Source organism: Paenibacillus hunanensis (genome assembly GCF_034055775.1).
GTDB lineage: Bacteria > Bacillota > Bacilli > Paenibacillales > Paenibacillaceae > Saccharibacillus > Saccharibacillus hunanensis.
The window spans coordinates 3326349-3344671 of the sequence record NZ_CP139194.1 but is presented as its reverse complement, the minus strand read 5'-3'; the positions used below and the strand labels follow the sequence as shown (position 1 = coordinate 3344671).

The following is an 18323-nucleotide window of genomic DNA, read 5'->3' as shown; positions in this document are numbered from 1 at the left end:
GCGTGTGATTGCTTGAAAATGAAACGTGCACAGCAGCAGAGCTTATTGCATACAGCTTCAAGCTAGCTTAGCTATAAGAGCGTAACGATAGAAAGGACAAAATATGGACTATATTAAAGGCTTTACGTATGGCTGGCTCAGTCAGCGTGGCGATTTTCGCACTGAAGCAGCCAGGGAATCATTACGTTTATTACAGGAGCGTACCGGAAGCGAATATGTTATTTTCGCATTGGCAGCGCTACAGGATACACCTCATACGACCCGTGTAGATTACAAGGGAGAGCATATGGTAGACGATGAAGAATTGCTTGATATGCTGCATTATGCACAATCGCTGGGGTTGCGTACTATATTGAAGCCGACCATCAATTGTCGTAATGGCACATGGCGTGCACATATTAACTTTTTTGATCGGGATGTGCCGTGTGAGCCGAAGTGGCATGAGTGGTTTGCCAGCTATACCGACTATCAGTGTCATTACGCACATATTGCCGAGCAAGCAGGCTGTAGCATGATCATCGTAGGCTGTGAAATGGTACAAACCGAGCGTCGCTCAACCGAATGGCGTCAGCTCATTCAAAATGTACGTCAGCATTATTCTGGACAGATCAGCTACAACACCGATAAATATCAGGAAGCAAATGTAGATTGGTGGGATGCGGTGGATGTAATCTCATCCAGTGGCTACTATCCTCACGATGATTGGGAGCAGCAGCTAGCTCGTATTGAGCGGATCGTAAAGCCTTATAGCAAACCGTTCTTTTTCGCTGAAGCGGGTTGTCCGAGCCGGACAGGCTCAGCTGCAATTCCTAACGATTGGAATTTACAGGGAGCTGCCAATGTGCAGGAGCAGGCGGCATATTATGAAGCAATGTTCGAACATGCAGGCAAGTGTGACTGGATAGAAGGCTTTGGTTTATGGGATTGGAGCGCGCAGTTATATGCGGAACATGGAGCTGGTGAGGACGATGGATATGGCGTATTTGGCAAGCCTGCGGAGCATGTAATTCGTAACTTTTATACATCTGTACAGCGCTAGTGATGAATGACATATTTGATTACTTTTAAAGGGATAAATATAGTATATCTAGATTCAGGGTGATAAGACCATAAAGGGGATGCTTCCAGCTGGAGCATACCCTTTATTTTCTGTAGTATGCCGTCATCTAAGAGGGAGGATAGTGCAATTATCCTCTTCAAGGGATGTATACAGCATACGCAAGACATACCTACATGAATGATGACACATTCACACGGTATCGATTATATATCGTTAGGGAAAGCAGACTTGATCATACTGGAAAAAAGTCCAAAATATACAACAAGTCAGCGAACAAGTAAAATAGAGACTGGATATCGTATTACAAGGTCAAGCCGTTCGTAATTTCTGATCGATTCGAAGGAGGAAGTAACATGTCAGATATGCCACTTGCACAAATGAAAGAGTATATGGGGAGTAGCCCCAAGCCTGCTGATTTTGATGAATACTGGAAACGTGCGCTGGAACAATTGGATCGTCAGCCACTCGATTATGAGCTGGTACGTGCAGACTTCCAATCCCCACTGGCAGAGTGCTTTCATCTGTACTTTACAGGAGTAGGTGGAGCACGAGTCCATGCCAAATTTGTTCGCCCTACAGGTAGCTCGGCTGCTCAGCCAGGCCCTGGTCTGGCCATGTTTCATGGCTATACATGCGATAGTGGAGAGTGGTTCGATAAAGTCAATTACGCTGCACATGGCTTCACCGTGCTGGCACTGGACTGCCGTGGACAGGCAGGCCCTTCGCTGGATACAGTAACGGTGCAAGGTACAACTGTACGCGGTCATATCATTCGCGGTATCGACGACCCTGATCCAGATAAGCTGTATTATCGCAATGTATTTCTTGATACCGTCCAAACCGTACGTATTCTGATGAGCATGGACACCGTAGATCCAAACCGTATCGGCGTACATGGTGCTTCTCAGGGCGGCGCACTGGCTACTGCATGTGCGGCGTTAGAGCCACGCGTACGAATCGCCGTTCCCGTCTATCCATTCCTGTCTGATTACAAACGTGCATTCGAGGTTAGTCCAACTACATCTGCCTACGAAGAACTCGTCTATTACTTCCGCTTCTTCGATCCAAACCACCAGCGCGAGGACGAAATCTTTAATAAACTCGGCTACATCGACATCCAAAACCTAACCGATCGCATCCAGGCTGACGTGTTATGGGTAACTGCTCTAAGCGACATCATCTGTCCACCATCCACCCAATTCGCAGCCTATAACAAAATCAAATCAACCAAAGAACTACTCATCTACCACGAATACGGTCACGAATACCTTCCATACCTGGGCGATAAAACATTAAGCAAACTCATGACCCTATAACATCATATCATTCCCAACCCAAACGGCAGCTCTACCCCAGCTTCAATAAACTGCACCCTGCACGAATAAACCCACAGCAGATCAATGCACAATTGATGCTCCAGTAGAGCTGCCTTTCTCCCATTACTCCAACCTCCCAATACCCCAACCAATATTTTTTAAAAGCTCTTGAACTTCTATGCTCCCACCTCTTCCCTAGAACGAATGCATAGGTTGCGAGCAACACGTAACGAAGGCAAGGAAATAAGGGGAAAGGACGACTTATAGTGTTATTGATTTTCTAACACGAGGTTCAATGAAGAGTGATTTTTGCGAAGCAAAATATCTTACCGCTTTGGAGGGGCGGGAATCTTCATTCCTTCCTAATCCAAAGATTCCCGCGGCTCCACCCGAGTCCGTCCCCTTATTCCTTGCCGGAGTGATTGCTGCGCCCACCACCCCATCCCGTTCGTCAACTATTAACATTCATGTAAACAATTATCACAAAATGGATATGGATTATTTACCAGAAGCTGGTGTACACTATGTTCATACTTTCATTTACAAGGAGGAAAGAATATGGAAAACGCCAAGTTTGGTTCGCTGTTTTTGGAAATTTCCGTTCAACGTATGTGTGAGCTATACCGCAATAAGTTTAGCGCAGCATTAGAGCAGTTGACCACCGAGCAGCTGTGGATTCAGCCCTATGACGGTGCCAATACAACAGGCGGAATTGTACTGCATGTGATCGAGCATATTCATCGCAATGTGCTTCGCCTGAACGAGCGTGAAAGTCTATTACCTTCTGGCTTTTCCAACTACTTCCCGGATACGCATGAAACCCCACAGATCATCATGCTGCGATTGGACACAGAACTAGCACTATGGCGCGAAACCGTCATGCGGCTAATGGAGAATCCAGGCATAATTCAAGACGATCATATGCACGATATTTATCATCTGGTAGAGCATACGAGCTACCATCTCGGTCAATTGCTGGATCGTACACGTGCTGCCACCGGAGTTGAATTTGACTTTGCGCAAAATGGTCTGAATGAACGTAATCTGCGTAGCCAGATTGAGCACAATCGTCGCCGTCAGGAATTTATCGCACGTAAAAGTGCCATGGCGATTCTGCCAACCGAGGTCTTGTAAAGAAATATTCATTCAATAGAATGCGTAATCTATAGCAATCAGCGTCACCTCACTAACGAACAGCCGACCGCTAGCTGTTCATCACACTACGAATTATAGAAGGAATGATTATGGATATAACGGACGAGTCGAACCTACCCCTGTTTAATAGCCTTATACTATAAAAGCCCTGGATTGCTCGAATGAGATTATGAGCAAGCTAGGGCTTTTATGTTGTTATACAGTTAGCTCTTGCTATACATACCATATTCAATGGATACATTATATGACTGAATATAGCAGCCATCCTGATATAATAGCTATTCTACCCACGATGCAGGCTTATTTACTTTCGATTGCAATCAGGTCGTACATACTGGATAATAAAATAGGCTGTCATGCACCCGGTTGCGTACCATATATAGTTAACCGGGCGCCTGTCGATCCGATAGCCATAACTAATTTAGGAATAAGAATGATGGAGAATAACATGTCTGAATCTAAACCAAATCAACGACGCTTATATACGAGACTCACAGTTCGCGTTGTACTCACTTTGATCATTGCCTATGTAGCCTTATTTGCCTTTTCCGCCTATACAATCTGGACATTTGGACAGAAAAATGAGGTAGCAACGACTGATGCAGCAATTGTGCTTGGTGCAGCTACCGAGCAGGATCAGCCTTCGCCTGTATTTCGCGAGCGCATCCGACATGCGATCTGGCTGTATGAGCAAGGGCTGGTAAGCAAGATTATTTTTACGGGTGGCACGGATGATACGAGCCAGCCAACCGAAGCAGCTGTGGCACGTCAGTATGCGATAAGTCAGGGCGTAAAGGCAGAGGATATTTTCACCGATACGACCTCACGCTGGACGACTGAGAATATACAGCATGCTGCACAGATTGCCGAGCAGCATCATTTGAAAACATTCACCATTGTGAGCGACCCGCTACATATGAAGCGTGCCAAGCTGATCGCCGGGACAGAAGGGCTCAAAGCTTATTCCTCGCCCACAACGACCTCGGTATACACAAGCCTGAGCACACAGATTCCATTTTTGCTGCGGGAAACATTCTTATATACGGTATATCTTGTAACGATTCCGTTCCGCTAAGGACTATAGGCTGGTATTTATAACATCATCGATTGCAACCCAAAGCACCTGCTGCTTATCGCGACTATGAACCTTGAGGTTCTGCGATACATAGCAGGTGCTTTGTAATAGCTCACATCGAAGCAAGATACAGAAACTTTTTCGGTGAATATGCTGCATAATCGGCTGCTCGATGATGATACAAATTTATATCATTCAATTCATAAAAGCACATATTCGTAAGCTCATGGCAAGGCTTCAAGCTAGCAGCAATAGCTCACGGCTCCATGGTGTCACTATGCCATTCTAACAGTCGCTTAGCATTGTTATGATCGCTGGCTACAATCCAGACACCATTCTCATTTTGCATAATCAGCTTACCACCTAGTGGAACCGATTCACCGCGTTTATTTAGATGAAAGTTAAATCGATAGGATAGATGAATTAACTGTTCACCACCGGAAATAGCACGTGAGCGGATCGTGATATCCTTCGGCGTGATCGAATCCTTTTCACGAATCGCCACATGAAGTGGTAGTGCGAGCGTTTCATCCTTGATTGCGGATGTATAATAGTCGTTGCTGAGTAGTGGCTTGAGCTTTTGTTTGAGCGCGGCAAGCTGAGAATCATAGTCTTTGGTAGTATAGATTCCATCGATAGTGTACTGATTTTTTACATATTTGGCAGCAGCCTGCATGGCTCCCTGAAGTCTCTCTTCATCTGCCTGAGCATTGATCGCTTGCTCATTCTGCTTTGTTGTTACGGGACGACCGCTATCTTTGGCCGCGGATTCGGCCTCTGTACATCCGGCACTAATGAATGCCATACATAATAATACGCTCAAACCAGAAATCCATTGACGCATAAGCTTCTCTCCTCCTCAAGCATGATCACGATAAGGGATCGACAGCTGACTGCCGATCCTGGAGGCTGGATAACAACAATGTATATCGTTTGAATAGAGTGCAGATTAGGAAGCGTAGCTTTATTTAATAGAAAAAGAGTATCCGCTAGTTCATAGGCTGTATCGATCATACATCACCAGCGCGGCTGCATGTTATTTATGGGGTGCAGTACATTAGATGGAATGGTGCATGGGCAATGAATGGAGTGCTTGTGTAGTTTACATACCCGATTTATGGGCTTAGAAAAGGCAATTACAAAACGAATACTGAATTTTTACGAAATAATGCGCTTATAGGCTGGATGTAGATTATTTAAAGGTAAAATGAAATGCGATTTTTAGAGTGGCTATAGTGATGGTATATGATTGATAGAGGAGATTGGCAGGGTAATAGAGGCAGTAAGCGATGCATGGATTGTACAACATGAACGAATGATCTCACTAAGAAGAGCAAGTCGCTATGATTCGTTTGCTTCAACCATATCAATAAATCACCGGATTACGTAGTTCAACCTCATCAGTTTTTAGCTTCAATAATACCCTATCACAATTCAAGGGAGGACTATCATCGATGCGCTATCTTTTGCTGATCGTATGGCTTGCTTTTATCGGGTATGCGATATTTTTTACACCAGATACCGGAGGCTCTGATCCTTATTTACGCTCTTTAGTCACACTTCAATCCAAAGAACCCTCCTTGATGGCGATGTTCTCATTACTGGGCTTATTTCCGCTAGCGTATGCTTGTCTACTATTACGCAGTGATGATCGACGTATGCCAGCATGGCCATTTGTGATTGGTTCCTTTGCGCTGGGCGCTTTTGCTCTATTGCCTTATTTTATATTAACAGCATCAGGTCGCTTGGCAGAGCATCGCCGGAGTGTGCGGACGATTCCATCCATTCGCCGTAGCACAGAAGGTGCAGCAACCCATTGGATTCTACTACTTGTAACAGTAGCCGTAATCGCTTATGGATGGATTGGTGGTAACCGTGCTGTCTATGCGGAAGCATTCCAGACCTCCTCGTTCGTGCATACGATGACGATCGACTTTGTTGTGCTTACACTACTATCCGTATATGCGATTAGTCGTGATGCGCGAGTGAATCGTCAGCCAGCAGGTATCATGTGGCTTGGCTTGATTCCGGTGATTGGACTTCTATTTTATGTGTGGCGTACGAGAGAGAAGGTAAGAACGTAAAGGTACAAAGAATGAAAACAAGCCAATCAACACAAGAATACGATATAATGAAACACATCGTTACGTATAAAGGGAGAGACCAGGTCTGTGAAAATTCTGCATCGTGAACAGAGTGCATACGAGCAGATTGTCGTATATGAAACCGATCAGCTGTATGAGGAAAAGGGTCATTTTCGCGTGCTTCAATTTGCCAATGCTGATATACAGGGTGCGCTGGATCTTCATCAACCACAGCGGATCGTATTTGAATATCCACGCGCTATTATTCATCTACTGGAGCATAATGTGCATGAGCTCCAGCGATTATTTATTATCGGTCAGGGCATTGGCACACTGGGCAATTATTTTGCTGATCATGACGTGCAGATTGCCGAGCTTGATATAGCGGTGGCACGTCTGAGTGTGAAGTATTTTGGCTGTCAAGCTGAACCGATTCTAATCGGTGATGGGCGCAGCATTCTATCCCAGCAGCCGCAGCGGCATTATGATGTAATTGTGCTGGACGCGTTCAGTCAGGCTGGAACGCCGCTGCATTTAGTTTCGCTGGAGTGTTTGCATATGATGAATAGCAAGCTACATGATGCAGGTTATCTAATTATGAATCTGATCGGACGCGGGCAAAATGATATGCGGATTCATGCGATTTATACGACATTATGCGAAGTGTTTGAGCATGTGCAATGCTTTCAATTGCCTGTAGAAAAGAATAGTGATGTGCGCAATATGGTTATGATGGCGGGGCAAGCTCCGATTAGCTACCAGCTGCGGCAAATGGCAGGCTTTAAAGTGATGCAGCCGGATATAGCCTATATTTTGTATGATGAGTAGAGCAATGACTCAAGACCGTAACTTTGTGTTGATATCGGATTGTTATTTGGCTACTTGATATTGGACTCGATATCGTATCTATATACGGGTAGCCTGCCTGAACAATGAAAAAGAGGATCGTACACACGAGGAGGCTGCATGATGAATAGTGTAGATTCGCCATCCCATGCATCAAAGCTGGTGCTTGCCGAAGTTGCAGCGATCGCAGATCGTCTGAATCAGCTGGCCTTTCGTGAAGGAAGCTATGCGTCTGCGCTGGAATGGTTGTATTTCAATCGATATTCGCAGGCAGAAGCCAACGAGCAATTGTATGCGATGAATTGGCCAATTGTTGGGATTGCTGTGCAGGGAAGCAAGCGTATGCGTGTCGGTGAGCAGACATTTACATATGGTGGAGCACGACTTTTTGTAGCGCCCATATCGCTGCCGATTACGTTTCAAACGATGCAGGCGAGTATAACCGAGCCTTTTCTTGGTATCGGTATCTATCTTGATCCGCAGCGAATCGCCGAACTAGTTCCCAATGTGTATCCGCAAGGCTTACCACCGATGGATAAACGTGAGGCTGGCTATGTGATAGATGCAGATGCTGCCCTATTAAATGCCGTAGGGCGTTTACTGGAATGCTTGAGCAATCCGAGTGATATGCAATTGCTGGCGCCGTTAATTCGTGATGAGCTTTATATCCGATTGCTGCGTAGCCCGGTGGGCGTGTATATAGCGGAAACGGTATTTGCGGATTCGGTCGTTCAGCGAATGACCCAGGCGATTGCCTGGCTTCGTGAGCATTATGATCAGCCATTCAAGGTGCCTGAGCTAGCAAGTCGGATTCATTTGAGCGAATCCTCTTTTCGAGAACAATTTAAGGCGGTAACAGGCTTTAGTCCGCTGCAATACCAGAAAATGCTGCGTTTGCAGGAAGCTCGGCGCTTGATGCTATCGCAAGGTATGGATGCAACAGGTGCCTGCCGAATGGTCGGCTATGTGAGCGATTCGCAGTTCAGTCGTGATTACAGTCGCTTATTTGGCGATGCACCGAGTCGCGATATTGCCCGTCTGAGAATAGGCAGCCGTCCGGTTGTCCGTTGAATCAGGCAAAATGATCGTCAGAACGTGTAAATATCCTCCTGCTTCTGCTTCTATACTATAAGAAAAAGAGCCAGCCACTGTATGGAATATTCAGGTGGGAACTGCCTGTAGCAGTGAACTGGCATGATAGAACAGAATGTATAGGAGGAATATCGTATGCGTGTACTTGTTACCGGAGCCAGCGGGTTTATCGGTTCAGCTATTGTGAAGGAGTTGTTAGCGAACGGGCATGAAGTAAAGGGTCTTGTTCGCTCGTCAGAAGCCGCGGCAGCCTTGCGTCGCCAGGGAGTTGAAGCGATACAAGGCTCGATTGAAAATACCGCTGTGTTACGTCAGGCAGGACAGCAGGTGGATGGTGTGGTGCATACTGCGTTTTTCCATTCGTTCGCTCATGCAGGCTGGCGAGCGAAGCTACGTATTATGCTTGGCGGAAGCTTCAAGCATGCACCCGTACGGTTTATGAAGGCGGCGGTAGAAACCGATCAGCATGTCATCAAGACGATGGGGGAGCTATTATCGTCCTCTGGTGGTTCACTAGTTATTGCAATGCCCACGATGACCATGACGGCTGAACGGCAGGCTTTAGAAGCGGATGCAGCAGATATCCATTCTGTTGGCGGGCCTCGCGCTGCCTCGGAATATACCGCGCTGGCCCTGGCAGAGCAGGGGGTGCATACTTCGATCGTGCGCCTTCCACCAATTGTATATGGGGAGGGAGATCGGGGTGGACTATTACCATCCTTGATCCAGAGTGCACGTAAGGCGGGTAAGTCTGCTTATATCCACGATGGCAGTAATCGCTGGGCATCGGTTCATCGCCTGGATGCTGCTCGTGTGTTCCGTCTTGCTCTGGAAAAGGGGAAGGGAGCATCACGTTTTCATGCAGTGGCAAATGAAGGCATGGCTTTTCGCGAGATTGCTGGCTATATCGGAGAAGGATTGCAAGTCCCTACCCAGAGCTTAAATACAGAGCAGGCGAGTGCACATTTTAGCTGGTTGTCTTCCTTTGCAGCAACGGATAATCCGGTATCTGCCAATGCGACGATGCGAGGCTTGAACTGGCGACCGGAGCAGGCTACGCTACAGGAAGAATGGGCAAAGGGCTACTATATTCAGTAAGCTTATCAGAGCTCATACAACTATGGAGCTATAGCGATAGATCGAATAGAAGATCAATGAACGAACCTAATGAAGCAGCAAAAAAGGGCAGCGACGATATTCGTCACTGCCCTTTTTATAATATCGATATTATGCCTTACGCATTGACCTCAACCTCTTGACCAAGCTGACGACGAATATCGTGAGCGGCTTCAACCATCAGCTTCAGCGCCGCAACCGTCTCTGGATGCTGACGTGTCTTCAGACCGCAGTCTGGATTGATCCAGAACAGCTTCGGATCAAGAACACGCAGAGCACGCTCGATCAGCTGTACAATTTCTTCTTTGGCTGGTACACGTGGGCTATGGATATCGTACACTCCAAGACCGATCCCTTTGTCATAGCCATGTACTTCAAATGAAGAGATCAGCTCGCCATGACTACGGGATGTTTCGATTGAGATCACATCAGCATCCATCGCTTTGATCGCATCGATAATGTCATGGAATTCCGAATAGCACATGTGAGTATGAATTTGTGTCGTTTCTTTCACCGCAGCTGTGGACAGACGGAACGAGCCTACAGCCCACTCCAGATATTCCTGCCACTTGGAGCGCTTCAGTGGCAAGCCCTCGCGCAGTGCGGGCTCGTCTACCTGAATCATTTCAATGCCAGCCGCTTCAAGCGCTAGAATTTCGTCGGAAATTGCGCGTGCGATCTGGTACGATACCTGACTGCGAGCGATATCGTCACGTACAAACGACCAGTTGAGGATCGTAACCGGGCCTGTCAGCATACCTTTGACTGGCTTGGAGGTCAGGGATTGCGCAAACTTCGTTTCTTTGACCGTCATTGGCTGAACAAAGCTTACGTTACCGTAAATAACCGGAGGTTTTACGCAACGGGAGCCGTACGATTGTACCCAGCCGTTTTTCGTAAAGGCAAATCCATCCAGCTGCTCACCAAAAAATTCAACCATATCGGTACGCTCGAATTCGCCATGCACGAGCACGTCAATCCCAAGCTCTTCCTGGATATCGATCCATTCACGGATTTCATTTTCGATAAATTGCTCATATTGCTGCTGTGTCCATTCACCTGTACGCCACAGGCGACGAGCACGACGAACTTCAACCGTTTGTGGGAAGCTACCGATCGTTGTCGTTGGCAATACAGGCAGCTGCCATTTCTGCTCATGGATGCTGCGACGCTCCTCGAATGGAACATTACGTGTAGCCGAATGATCTGTATGCGGCTCCTGTGCTGTACGCCATGCGGAGGAAGCCAGACTGGATACGGCTTTACGGCTTTGCTCCAGCTCTTCCTGTACCGCTGCGCCACCTGCATTGGCAGCACGTGTCAGCAGTGCCAGCTCGCCCAGCTTCTCGTCTGCAAAAGCAAGTGCATCACGCAGAACAGGCTCCAGCGATGTTTCGTGCTTCGTTGTTACCGGAACAAGCTGTAGACTGCATGACGGTTGAAGCAGAATGCGATCACGGGATACCGTTTGAGCAATCACATTAATCAGACCGAGCTTTTCCTCCAGATTGGAACGCCAGATGTTACGTCCATCGATCAGACCGACACCGATCACTTTATCTTCTGGGAAGCCCCAGTCATCCAGTGAATTCAGGTTTTGCTCCAGACCGTATACGAAATCGAGACCGATACCCTGTACAGGCAGATCGATCAGCTTACCGAAGCCGTCAACACCTTCAAAATAAGTTTGAACGATCAGATTGCTTGTACCGGAAGCTTCATTCAGCTTCGTATACGCCTGATGTACAAGCTCCCACTCTTCTGCGGATACATCCAGAGCGAGCGAAGGCTCATCAATTTGAATCCAGCTCGCACCGGCTTCGTTCAACTCTTTGATCACCTGTGCATATAATGGAACGAGCTTATCAAGCCATGCTGCCAGCTCGTTGCTTTCATAGCCTCTGGACAGCTTGAGGAATGTATAAGGGCCTACAAGTACCGGTTTACCTTCGATACCGAGTTCCTTTTTCGCTTCCAGATATAATTTGAGCACACGGTTTTCAGTCAATTGTGGAGTCAGACCGTTCAGCTCAGGCACGATATAATGATAGTTCGTGTTGAACCATTTGACCATCGCACCTGCTGCTGCATTCTTCGTTCCGCGAGCGATGCCAAAATATTGCTCCAGTGTAACCTCTCCGCCCGTATAACCAAAGCGAGCAGGGACAAGACCGAACGTTACCGCAGTATCCAGCACATGATCATAATAGGAGAAGTCTCCGACTGGAATCAGGTCGATGCCTGCTTGCTGCTGCTTACGCAGATGATCAAGACGTAGCTCCTTCATTGTTGCCAGAAATGTTTCTTTATCTGTTTTACCGCTCCAGTAGCTTTCCAGTGTCTTCTTCCATTCACGCTGTTCGCCGAGGCGAGGATATCCGAGGTTACTGCTGAGAACTCTTGGCATATTCATTTCCTCCTAAGTTTTGGACTGCGATGCAATCGCTTGAGTTGTTTATCATATTACATGATCTATCGGAAATGTGGTTATACGTTTTGGCTATACCATTTAATGGTATTGAGCTATAACAAGCGAAATATTTTGCGAAAATGCTGTAGCTACGCGCTTTATCAGGTATAGACCATAGCTAATCTACTATTCCGATGTGATCGATTGCTATTGTTGGTGTGATATAGCTTCATTTGGGAAAATGGATGGGGAATGGTAAGATAATAGGGTTCATGCCCCTGCGATAGCTTTTCGTAGATCGCATGCTATAGCGATAGGATATAGCAGAGGTCGGATCAAACGATACGGATACCTGATGATTGCGGCTGCTGCTGTATCCAGATTGAGCAGCATTTACATAGAAAAGACAGCAATAGCAGGGCATTTATCGTAGAGGGCAGAGATGTAAAGGAGGAACCTTATGAGTTTTATGTATTTTTTCCTAGGCTTTTTAAGCCAGTGGGTGCTTGGCTTGGTGACGTCAGCATTTACCACTTCGGGTCTTGCCGAGCCGTGGGTGGATCAGATTCCATCATTGATCGGCTACATATTGCACTTTATCGGTTTTACGAAGCTTAAGCCTGTCCATGCTGTATTTCGTAAAGGAAGCATCAGTGCGCTGGTCATGGTTTTGCTCACGATTGCGCAAATGCTAATTCCTATTGACAGTGCGCTGACCAGTCAGCCGTGGTGGGGAAGTGTGCTCACCGTCATCGTCATTTTGGCGGAAATGTTCATGATCTATTATTTGTGTAAAGGGATTGGCGAGCTGGCGGCAGCTCAGCAGCTTCCAAAGTTAAAAGAGATTGCAACACGTCGCTGGCGGTTATTCATTTATTGTCAGGTCACGATTGCGCTTGCATTGCTCACAAGTATCCTTGCGAATCCAAATGAGCCTAATGCCTGGGCAGTGGTTGCGGGTGTATTCAGTATTGTGTATATCGTGCTGAATCTGATCGTCTATATATTGTTGCTGACCTTAACCTGGCGAGCGCATAAAGAATTGTCACTCTATTCCTCATGAGTGGAAGAGCAACTAGAAACATCGGATGCGAATCACGTAGGCTAAGATAAGAGCGAGTAGAGCTGAAATATGGAATAGTAGGTAGTGTAGACAATCCATTGAACAGAGCTCCAGCCTTACGGCTCATCTGTATAAGTGTATGTACGAAATAAGTATACGTATGAAAATATCGTAGTCGCAGCGAAATATCTCCATCTGTAGTTTCGTCAAAGTAAATAAAAACTTCATCCAAGCGTCATCCAACTGGGAGGTTGAAATGTTATGGCAAAAGTACTCGTAATCGGTGGCACACGCTTTTTTGGGAAAAATTTGGTTGAACTGTTGCTCCATCGCGGTAATGACGTAACCCTACTCACACGCGGTCAGACGAATGATCCTTTTGGCGATCATATTCAGCGACTCGTCGCCGATCGCACGGATGAGTCGGCCTTACAGCAGGCAATCGGCGATCAGCGATATGATATCGTATATGATAATATCTGCTACACACCGCAGGAAGCGCTCGCTGCCTGTCGCATTTTCAGCGGGAAAACCGAGCGCTATATCGTGACTTCATCGCTCTCTGTCTATTCTTTTGGCAGTGAGCCACTACGTGAGTCGGATGTAGATACCGCTCATATGGCGATCAATCATGATGCCGATGCAGAGTTTGATTATGCAGAAGGTAAGCGTCAGGTGGAGGCGGTATTTTTACAGCAAAACGATTTTTCGGCGGCAGCGGTTCGTTTTCCAATTGTGCTGGGCCCGAATGATTATACAAAAAGACTGCATTTTCATGTAGGACGTGTATTGCGCGGTCAGACGATTGTAATTCCGAATCCTGATGCTAAAATGAACTTTATCCACGAAGAAGAAGCCGCGCGTTTTCTGTACTGGCTGGGTGTGGATAGCGAGCTAACAGGCCCGGTAAATGCGCGTTCAGAAGAAGAAATTACGCTGGTGGCACTGATGAATGAGATTGAGCGTCAAACAGGCTGCCGCGCAGTGGTGAAAAGTAAAGGCGAGGAAAGCGATCAATCGCCATTCGGTGTACCGGATTCGTGGATTATGGACACTTCGCTGGCTTTTCGTGAGGGGTTCCGCTTTTATCGCTTGTCCGAGTGGCTACCTGAGCTGATCAGCTACGTCGCCGCAGAAGAAAAGGGCGAGCAGTAATCGACTTTCTAGCTTCTGTAAAGGCTTTGATAGATTCTACAAATGCCTTCATAGTTTCTGCAAATATACAGGAATACAGCGAATAATCAATACAGTCGATAAATAAGTGCTATGGCTATATGCTACCAATCAACACGAATAATTCAATAAGTCTAAACGAATAAGTATGCAATTAAGTATGCAAAGAGAAAGAAGGCAAGAGCATGAATAAGCCGAAAATTCACAATGATCTGTTCGCGGCAGATGTCCCCCTGGTGGATGGTATCATTGAGCATATCGTTTTGCTGCCTGATCAGGCCAAGGTGCACTTTCGCACAGAGCAGGGCGAGCAAGCTACATTTACATTTGAGCAGACGGTAGGCGTGTGGGATCGTCGGGCAGTGGGGCAGGAGATCGGAGGATTGTCTACGCTCCCCGTAGCGCTGGCTAATCTATATATCCGTGAATTACTGCATAATGATGTAGAATTTGGCGAGCTGGATCAACAGACGCTGGATCATATATCTGTATATTCATTCACCAATAGCTGGAGTGAAATGCCGATTCTGGAGATTGCCGCTACCGAGATGCTAGTTCAGCGCGGCGGTGTATAAATTGATTGAAGCTATAACCATATAGCCAAATCATACAAAAAAGCAGGCTCTTTATTGAACAGTACCTTATGAGATAGATACTTTGAAAAAAGTTCTTCTTGCAGGGTGCTGTTTATTGTAAAGTCTGCTTTTTTTATTTTGCTATAAGGAACAAGTTTTTACATGAACAAGTCCTCTTTTAAATGAGCAAGTGCTCTCAAGTGCTCTATAGTCCAAATTGATAATACATCATGTTTTATTTCTTTCTTGATCAAACAATTTATTTACTTCTTTTCACACACTCATATCATCGAGTGATGAGTGATGAGTGATGAGTGATGAGTTATGGGCCATAGGTTATGAACTATAATCTACAAGTTACGGATTATGCGCTACGAGTTATAAACTATAAGCAATAGAAGCAATAGAAGCAATATGAGTAATATGCATAATATGCGCATTAAAATAATTTATGACTACTAGCTCTAAGCCTCATCACAAGCTTACAAACCACCTCTCTACAAGCTTGATATAGCCGTAAAAATCACAATTCCACCTCCCCCTCAATCTACCTACTTAGCTACTAAAAATTAGTCATCTACTAAAAAATAGAATGTTTGTTTTTGCTATGATCCGGTTAAAGGATACCCAGACGCCTTGTTAGGTGCAAAGAGCTCAACTTAGAGGAGGAAAACAACATGACACTCGTACAATCGAAATTTGCAAAATGGAGTAAGCAATATATTGCAGGTGAATGGGTTGAAGGTACCTCAGATAAAACAGTAAAAAATGTGAATCCATATAGCGGTGAATTACTTGTCGAAATGAAAGCGTCCAGCGAAGACGATCTGGATCGCGCTTATCGAACTGCGGAAAAAGCAGGCAAAGAATGGGCGAAAACGCCACTTGCTACTCGTGCACAGGTAATGTATAAGGCAGTTGCGCAGCTGGATGAGCGAAAAGATGAAGTGATTGAGCTGCTGATCGCTGAGTCAGGCAGCACACGCATTAAGGCGGAGCGCGAATGGGCGGCTGCACGACGCGTAGTGGAGGAATCCGCATCCTTCCCGTATCGCATGAAGGGCGAGATTATCGGCTCCGATATTCCCGGCAAAGAAAATCGTGTCGTACGCGAGCCGAAGGGTGTTATCGGTATGATCGGCCCGTGGAACTTCCCGTTGCATCTGTGTCTTCGTTCTGTAGCACCAGCACTGGCACTGGGGAATGGTGTGGTGATCAAGCCAGCATCGGATACACCGATTACAGCAGGGCTACTGATCGCAGATATTTTTGAAAAGGCAGGTCTGCCAAAAGGTGTACTCAGTGTCGTAAGTGGCAGTGGTAGCGAGATCGGCGATGCTTTTGTGAAGCATCCGACACCGAAGCTTGTATCCTTTACAGGTTCGACAGAGGTAGGTCGTGGTATCGGTAAGCTGGCTGGTGAGCACCTGAAGGATGTAGCGCTGGAGCTGGGCGGTAACAATGCGATGATCGTGCTCGACGATGCGGATCTGGATCGTGCCGTTGAAGCAGCCGTATTCGGCAAGTTTTTCCACCAGGGTCAGATTTGTATGGCACTCAATCGGATCATTATTGATGAATCGATCTATGATGCTTTCACAGAGAAGTTCGTCGCTACGGTGAAAAAGCTACCTTATGGCGATCCATCGCTAAAAGAAACCTTCGTTGGCCCGCTCATTCATGAGAAGGAAGTAGAGCGTTTGCTGGAAGTTATAGAAAAAGCACAGCAGTCAGGAGCGAAGCTACAATATGGCGGTAAAGCAGAGGGCAATGTGCTACAGCCTACTGTACTAAGCGAAGTAAAGCCAGACAGCGATGCTGCGCAAAATGAGCTGTTCGGCCCGGTCGCGTTGCTTATCCGTGCGAAGGATGAGCAGGATGCAATCCGTATTATGAATAATAGCGACTATGGTCTGAGTGGTTCTGTCTTTACCACGAACCTGGAGCGCGGCTACGATGTCGCACAGCAGATGGAGACAGGAATGATCCACGTTAATGATCAATCGGTTAATGACGAGGCACATGTCATGTTTGGTGGCGAAAAGGCTTCGGGTGTAGGTCGATTTGGCGGAGAATGGGCAATCGACAAGTTCACACGTACTCGCTGGATCAGCATTCAGAAGCCATATCGTGAATTTTTCTAAATCGATATTTGCGTAAATGCACAGTCTAATCCGCATTTCCAATGGGACTAGAGTCAGTAGAGAACGTTTTAAAATCAGGACTCTTATCGACGCATAAAACACCTGAAAAAGGGTTTGAGCCTGCGCGAAAAAGGTTATTAAAGAATACCGGAAAATGAACGACATCGCGTTTGTTCACACTGCCGGAATCAAGAGTTTGGCGACAGAATAAAGGAGTGAACGGGCATGTCAATCGATCGTTTTATTTTAGAAAAATTAAGTAATGCTGACCAGCACACTCGTACGAATTTACTGCGATTGTTCATCATTCGTATTCGTCGAGCGGAAAAGGTAGAAGCCGGCAGATCCCGACAACCCGTGAGCCACTAATCGCACTCTCTATGACCTTACAACTAGATCATGCCTTCATCGAACGAATATCGGAATCCTGCCATATTGTCGTATAGGTCTACGATAAGTCCTATAGCAATAGCAGATCAATAGAATGGCTACCATCAACCTAGCCATAGCAAATAACCGGTTTCCTCACGGAAACCGGTTATTTGTTGTACATCGACATATAATAGTTCATCACTTGGCAAGCTCGCTATATGCCTCTTCTTTGCAAGCAGAAGCAGGCTCTACCCAATCCTGGGACCAATCCTGAATGCCACGGATGACACTTTCAAGCGCAAGACCCTTCGGAGTCAATTCATATTCAATACGTACGGGAGTTTCTGGATAAACATGACGAACGACCATACCTTCATGTTCAAGATCTTTGAGGCGCTCCGACAACAGGCGACCGCTTACAGGCAATGACGACTGAATCGAACAAAAGCGCTGTGGACCATTGAGCAGTTGATAAATAATCAGACCGTTCCAGCGTTTACTTAAAATTTGCATCCCTTTTTCAAATCGGGGACAAAGCATTGAAGTATCCATCTATATCACCTCTTTTGTAGGTCTATTATAACACACAATATACATTTGATACAGACTAACCTTTTTGATACGAGATAACTTTTTATATATCTCTTTTAAAAAGCTATCCAATTACTTAAAGTCAATTTGTGTTCAATTCATTTTTATTCAAAATAGTTAACACCACGTTTACTTACACTTTAATAATTTGACATAAAAATACCGAACTCCTGCAATCGTTAAAAAATTGCAGAAATTCGGTTGAATGCTCGTTATGTAATAGGTGCTGCTACAGATGGAGCGATTAAAGC

16 protein-coding genes are annotated in these 18323 nt (G+C 46.0%); 13 read left to right on the top strand and 3 right to left on the bottom strand.

Annotation, left to right across the window (positions count from 1 at the left end):
* The first annotated feature begins 103 nt into the window (after positions 1–103).
* The 4 genes from SK066_RS13475 (at position 104) to SK066_RS13460 (ending at position 4606) form a co-directional block, all read left to right on the top strand.
* On the top strand, positions 104–1039 hold the full coding sequence (locus tag SK066_RS13475) for a glycoside hydrolase family 113 (RefSeq protein ID WP_320541887.1): 936 nt from the start codon (positions 104–106) through the stop codon (positions 1037–1039).
* Positions 1040–1413: 374 nt separating this feature from the next.
* A complete protein-coding gene (locus SK066_RS13470; protein WP_320541886.1) occupies positions 1414–2376 on the top strand; it encodes an acetylxylan esterase in 963 nt (320 codons plus the stop codon).
* Positions 2377–2934: 558 nt separating this feature from the next.
* Positions 2935–3510 carry a DinB family protein gene (locus SK066_RS13465; RefSeq protein ID WP_320541885.1) on the top strand — a complete coding sequence of 192 codons (576 nt, stop codon included), beginning with the start codon at positions 2935–2937 and terminating at the stop codon, positions 3508–3510.
* 469 nt (positions 3511–3979) lie between these two features.
* Positions 3980–4606 (top strand): YdcF family protein, encoded by a 627-nt coding sequence (locus SK066_RS13460; RefSeq protein WP_320541884.1) that lies wholly within the window; start codon positions 3980–3982, stop codon positions 4604–4606.
* 256 nt (positions 4607–4862) lie between these two features.
* Here SK066_RS13460 and SK066_RS13455 read toward each other — a convergent pair whose 3' ends face one another.
* On the bottom strand, positions 4863–5450 hold the full coding sequence (locus SK066_RS13455; RefSeq protein WP_320541883.1) for a hypothetical protein: 588 nt from the start codon (positions 5448–5450) through the stop codon (positions 4863–4865).
* A gap of 610 nt (positions 5451–6060) precedes the next feature.
* Between SK066_RS13455 and SK066_RS13450 the strand changes: the two genes are divergently transcribed.
* The 4 genes from SK066_RS13450 (at position 6061) to SK066_RS13435 (ending at position 9726) form a co-directional block, all read left to right on the top strand.
* Entirely contained in the window at positions 6061–6690 is a 630-nt protein-coding gene (locus SK066_RS13450; protein WP_320541882.1) for a hypothetical protein, read from the top strand.
* Between the two features lie 87 nt (positions 6691–6777).
* Positions 6778–7518 carry a spermidine synthase gene (locus tag SK066_RS13445; RefSeq protein ID WP_320541881.1) on the top strand — a complete coding sequence of 247 codons (741 nt, stop codon included), beginning with the start codon at positions 6778–6780 and terminating at the stop codon, positions 7516–7518.
* 138 nt (positions 7519–7656) lie between these two features.
* Positions 7657–8607: an AraC family transcriptional regulator gene (locus SK066_RS13440; RefSeq protein ID WP_320541880.1), complete on the top strand. Its 951-nt coding sequence runs from the start codon at positions 7657–7659 to the stop codon at positions 8605–8607.
* A gap of 156 nt (positions 8608–8763) precedes the next feature.
* The gene (locus SK066_RS13435) at positions 8764–9726 is read left to right on the top strand and encodes an SDR family oxidoreductase (protein WP_320541879.1); all 963 of its coding nucleotides are present in this window, start codon (positions 8764–8766) and stop codon (positions 9724–9726) included.
* Between the two features lie 136 nt (positions 9727–9862).
* Here SK066_RS13435 and metE read toward each other — a convergent pair whose 3' ends face one another.
* On the bottom strand, positions 9863–12151 hold the full coding sequence (metE, locus tag SK066_RS13430) for a 5-methyltetrahydropteroyltriglutamate--homocysteine S-methyltransferase (protein WP_320541878.1): 2289 nt from the start codon (positions 12149–12151) through the stop codon (positions 9863–9865).
* Positions 12152–12614: 463 nt separating this feature from the next.
* Here metE and SK066_RS13425 point away from each other — a divergent pair, with 463 nt between their 5' ends.
* The 5 genes from SK066_RS13425 (at position 12615) to SK066_RS13405 (ending at position 17478) form a co-directional block, all read left to right on the top strand.
* The gene (locus SK066_RS13425; RefSeq protein WP_320541877.1) at positions 12615–13217 is read left to right on the top strand and encodes a hypothetical protein; all 603 of its coding nucleotides are present in this window, start codon (positions 12615–12617) and stop codon (positions 13215–13217) included.
* Between the two features lie 261 nt (positions 13218–13478).
* The gene (locus tag SK066_RS13420) at positions 13479–14372 is read left to right on the top strand and encodes an NAD-dependent epimerase/dehydratase family protein (RefSeq protein ID WP_320541876.1); all 894 of its coding nucleotides are present in this window, start codon (positions 13479–13481) and stop codon (positions 14370–14372) included.
* Positions 14373–14575: 203 nt separating this feature from the next.
* Positions 14576–14965 carry a hypothetical protein gene (locus SK066_RS13415; protein ID WP_320541875.1) on the top strand — a complete coding sequence of 130 codons (390 nt, stop codon included), beginning with the start codon at positions 14576–14578 and terminating at the stop codon, positions 14963–14965.
* 677 nt (positions 14966–15642) lie between these two features.
* The gene (locus SK066_RS13410; RefSeq protein WP_320541874.1) at positions 15643–17109 is read left to right on the top strand and encodes an aldehyde dehydrogenase family protein; all 1467 of its coding nucleotides are present in this window, start codon (positions 15643–15645) and stop codon (positions 17107–17109) included.
* Positions 17110–17334: 225 nt separating this feature from the next.
* Positions 17335–17478, top strand: coding sequence for a hypothetical protein (locus tag SK066_RS13405; protein WP_320541873.1), 144 nt, complete (start codon positions 17335–17337; stop codon positions 17476–17478).
* A gap of 201 nt (positions 17479–17679) precedes the next feature.
* On the opposite strand, the gene SK066_RS13400 is transcribed toward SK066_RS13405, so the two are convergent.
* Positions 17680–18033 carry a winged helix-turn-helix transcriptional regulator gene (locus SK066_RS13400; RefSeq protein WP_188774959.1) on the bottom strand — a complete coding sequence of 118 codons (354 nt, stop codon included), beginning with the start codon at positions 18031–18033 and terminating at the stop codon, positions 17680–17682.
* Between the last annotated feature and the right edge of the window lie 290 nt (positions 18034–18323).

Excerpts from the sequence above, each read along its gene's own strand:
- SK066_RS13475 (WP_320541887.1), top strand. The coding sequence starts at position 104 with ATGGACTATATTAAAGGCTTTACGTATGGCTGGCTCAGTCAGCGTGGC.
- SK066_RS13470 (WP_320541886.1), top strand. The coding sequence starts at position 1,414 with ATGTCAGATATGCCACTTGCACAAATGAAAGAGTATATGGGGAGTAGC.
- SK066_RS13465 (WP_320541885.1), top strand. The coding sequence starts at position 2,935 with ATGGAAAACGCCAAGTTTGGTTCGCTGTTTTTGGAAATTTCCGTTCAA.
- SK066_RS13460 (WP_320541884.1), top strand. The coding sequence starts at position 3,980 with ATGTCTGAATCTAAACCAAATCAACGACGCTTATATACGAGACTCACA.
- SK066_RS13455 (WP_320541883.1), bottom strand. The coding sequence starts at position 5,450 with ATGCGTCAATGGATTTCTGGTTTGAGCGTATTATTATGTATGGCATTC.
- SK066_RS13450 (WP_320541882.1), top strand. The coding sequence starts at position 6,061 with ATGCGCTATCTTTTGCTGATCGTATGGCTTGCTTTTATCGGGTATGCG.
- SK066_RS13440 (WP_320541880.1), top strand. The coding sequence starts at position 7,657 with ATGATGAATAGTGTAGATTCGCCATCCCATGCATCAAAGCTGGTGCTT.
- SK066_RS13435 (WP_320541879.1), top strand. The coding sequence starts at position 8,764 with ATGCGTGTACTTGTTACCGGAGCCAGCGGGTTTATCGGTTCAGCTATT.
- metE (WP_320541878.1), bottom strand. The coding sequence starts at position 12,151 with ATGCCAAGAGTTCTCAGCAGTAACCTCGGATATCCTCGCCTCGGCGAA.
- SK066_RS13425 (WP_320541877.1), top strand. The coding sequence starts at position 12,615 with ATGAGTTTTATGTATTTTTTCCTAGGCTTTTTAAGCCAGTGGGTGCTT.
- SK066_RS13420 (WP_320541876.1), top strand. The coding sequence starts at position 13,479 with ATGGCAAAAGTACTCGTAATCGGTGGCACACGCTTTTTTGGGAAAAAT.
- SK066_RS13415 (WP_320541875.1), top strand. The coding sequence starts at position 14,576 with ATGAATAAGCCGAAAATTCACAATGATCTGTTCGCGGCAGATGTCCCC.
- SK066_RS13410 (WP_320541874.1), top strand. The coding sequence starts at position 15,643 with ATGACACTCGTACAATCGAAATTTGCAAAATGGAGTAAGCAATATATT.
- SK066_RS13405 (WP_320541873.1), top strand. The coding sequence starts at position 17,335 with ATGTCAATCGATCGTTTTATTTTAGAAAAATTAAGTAATGCTGACCAG.
- SK066_RS13400 (WP_188774959.1), bottom strand. The coding sequence starts at position 18,033 with ATGGATACTTCAATGCTTTGTCCCCGATTTGAAAAAGGGATGCAAATT.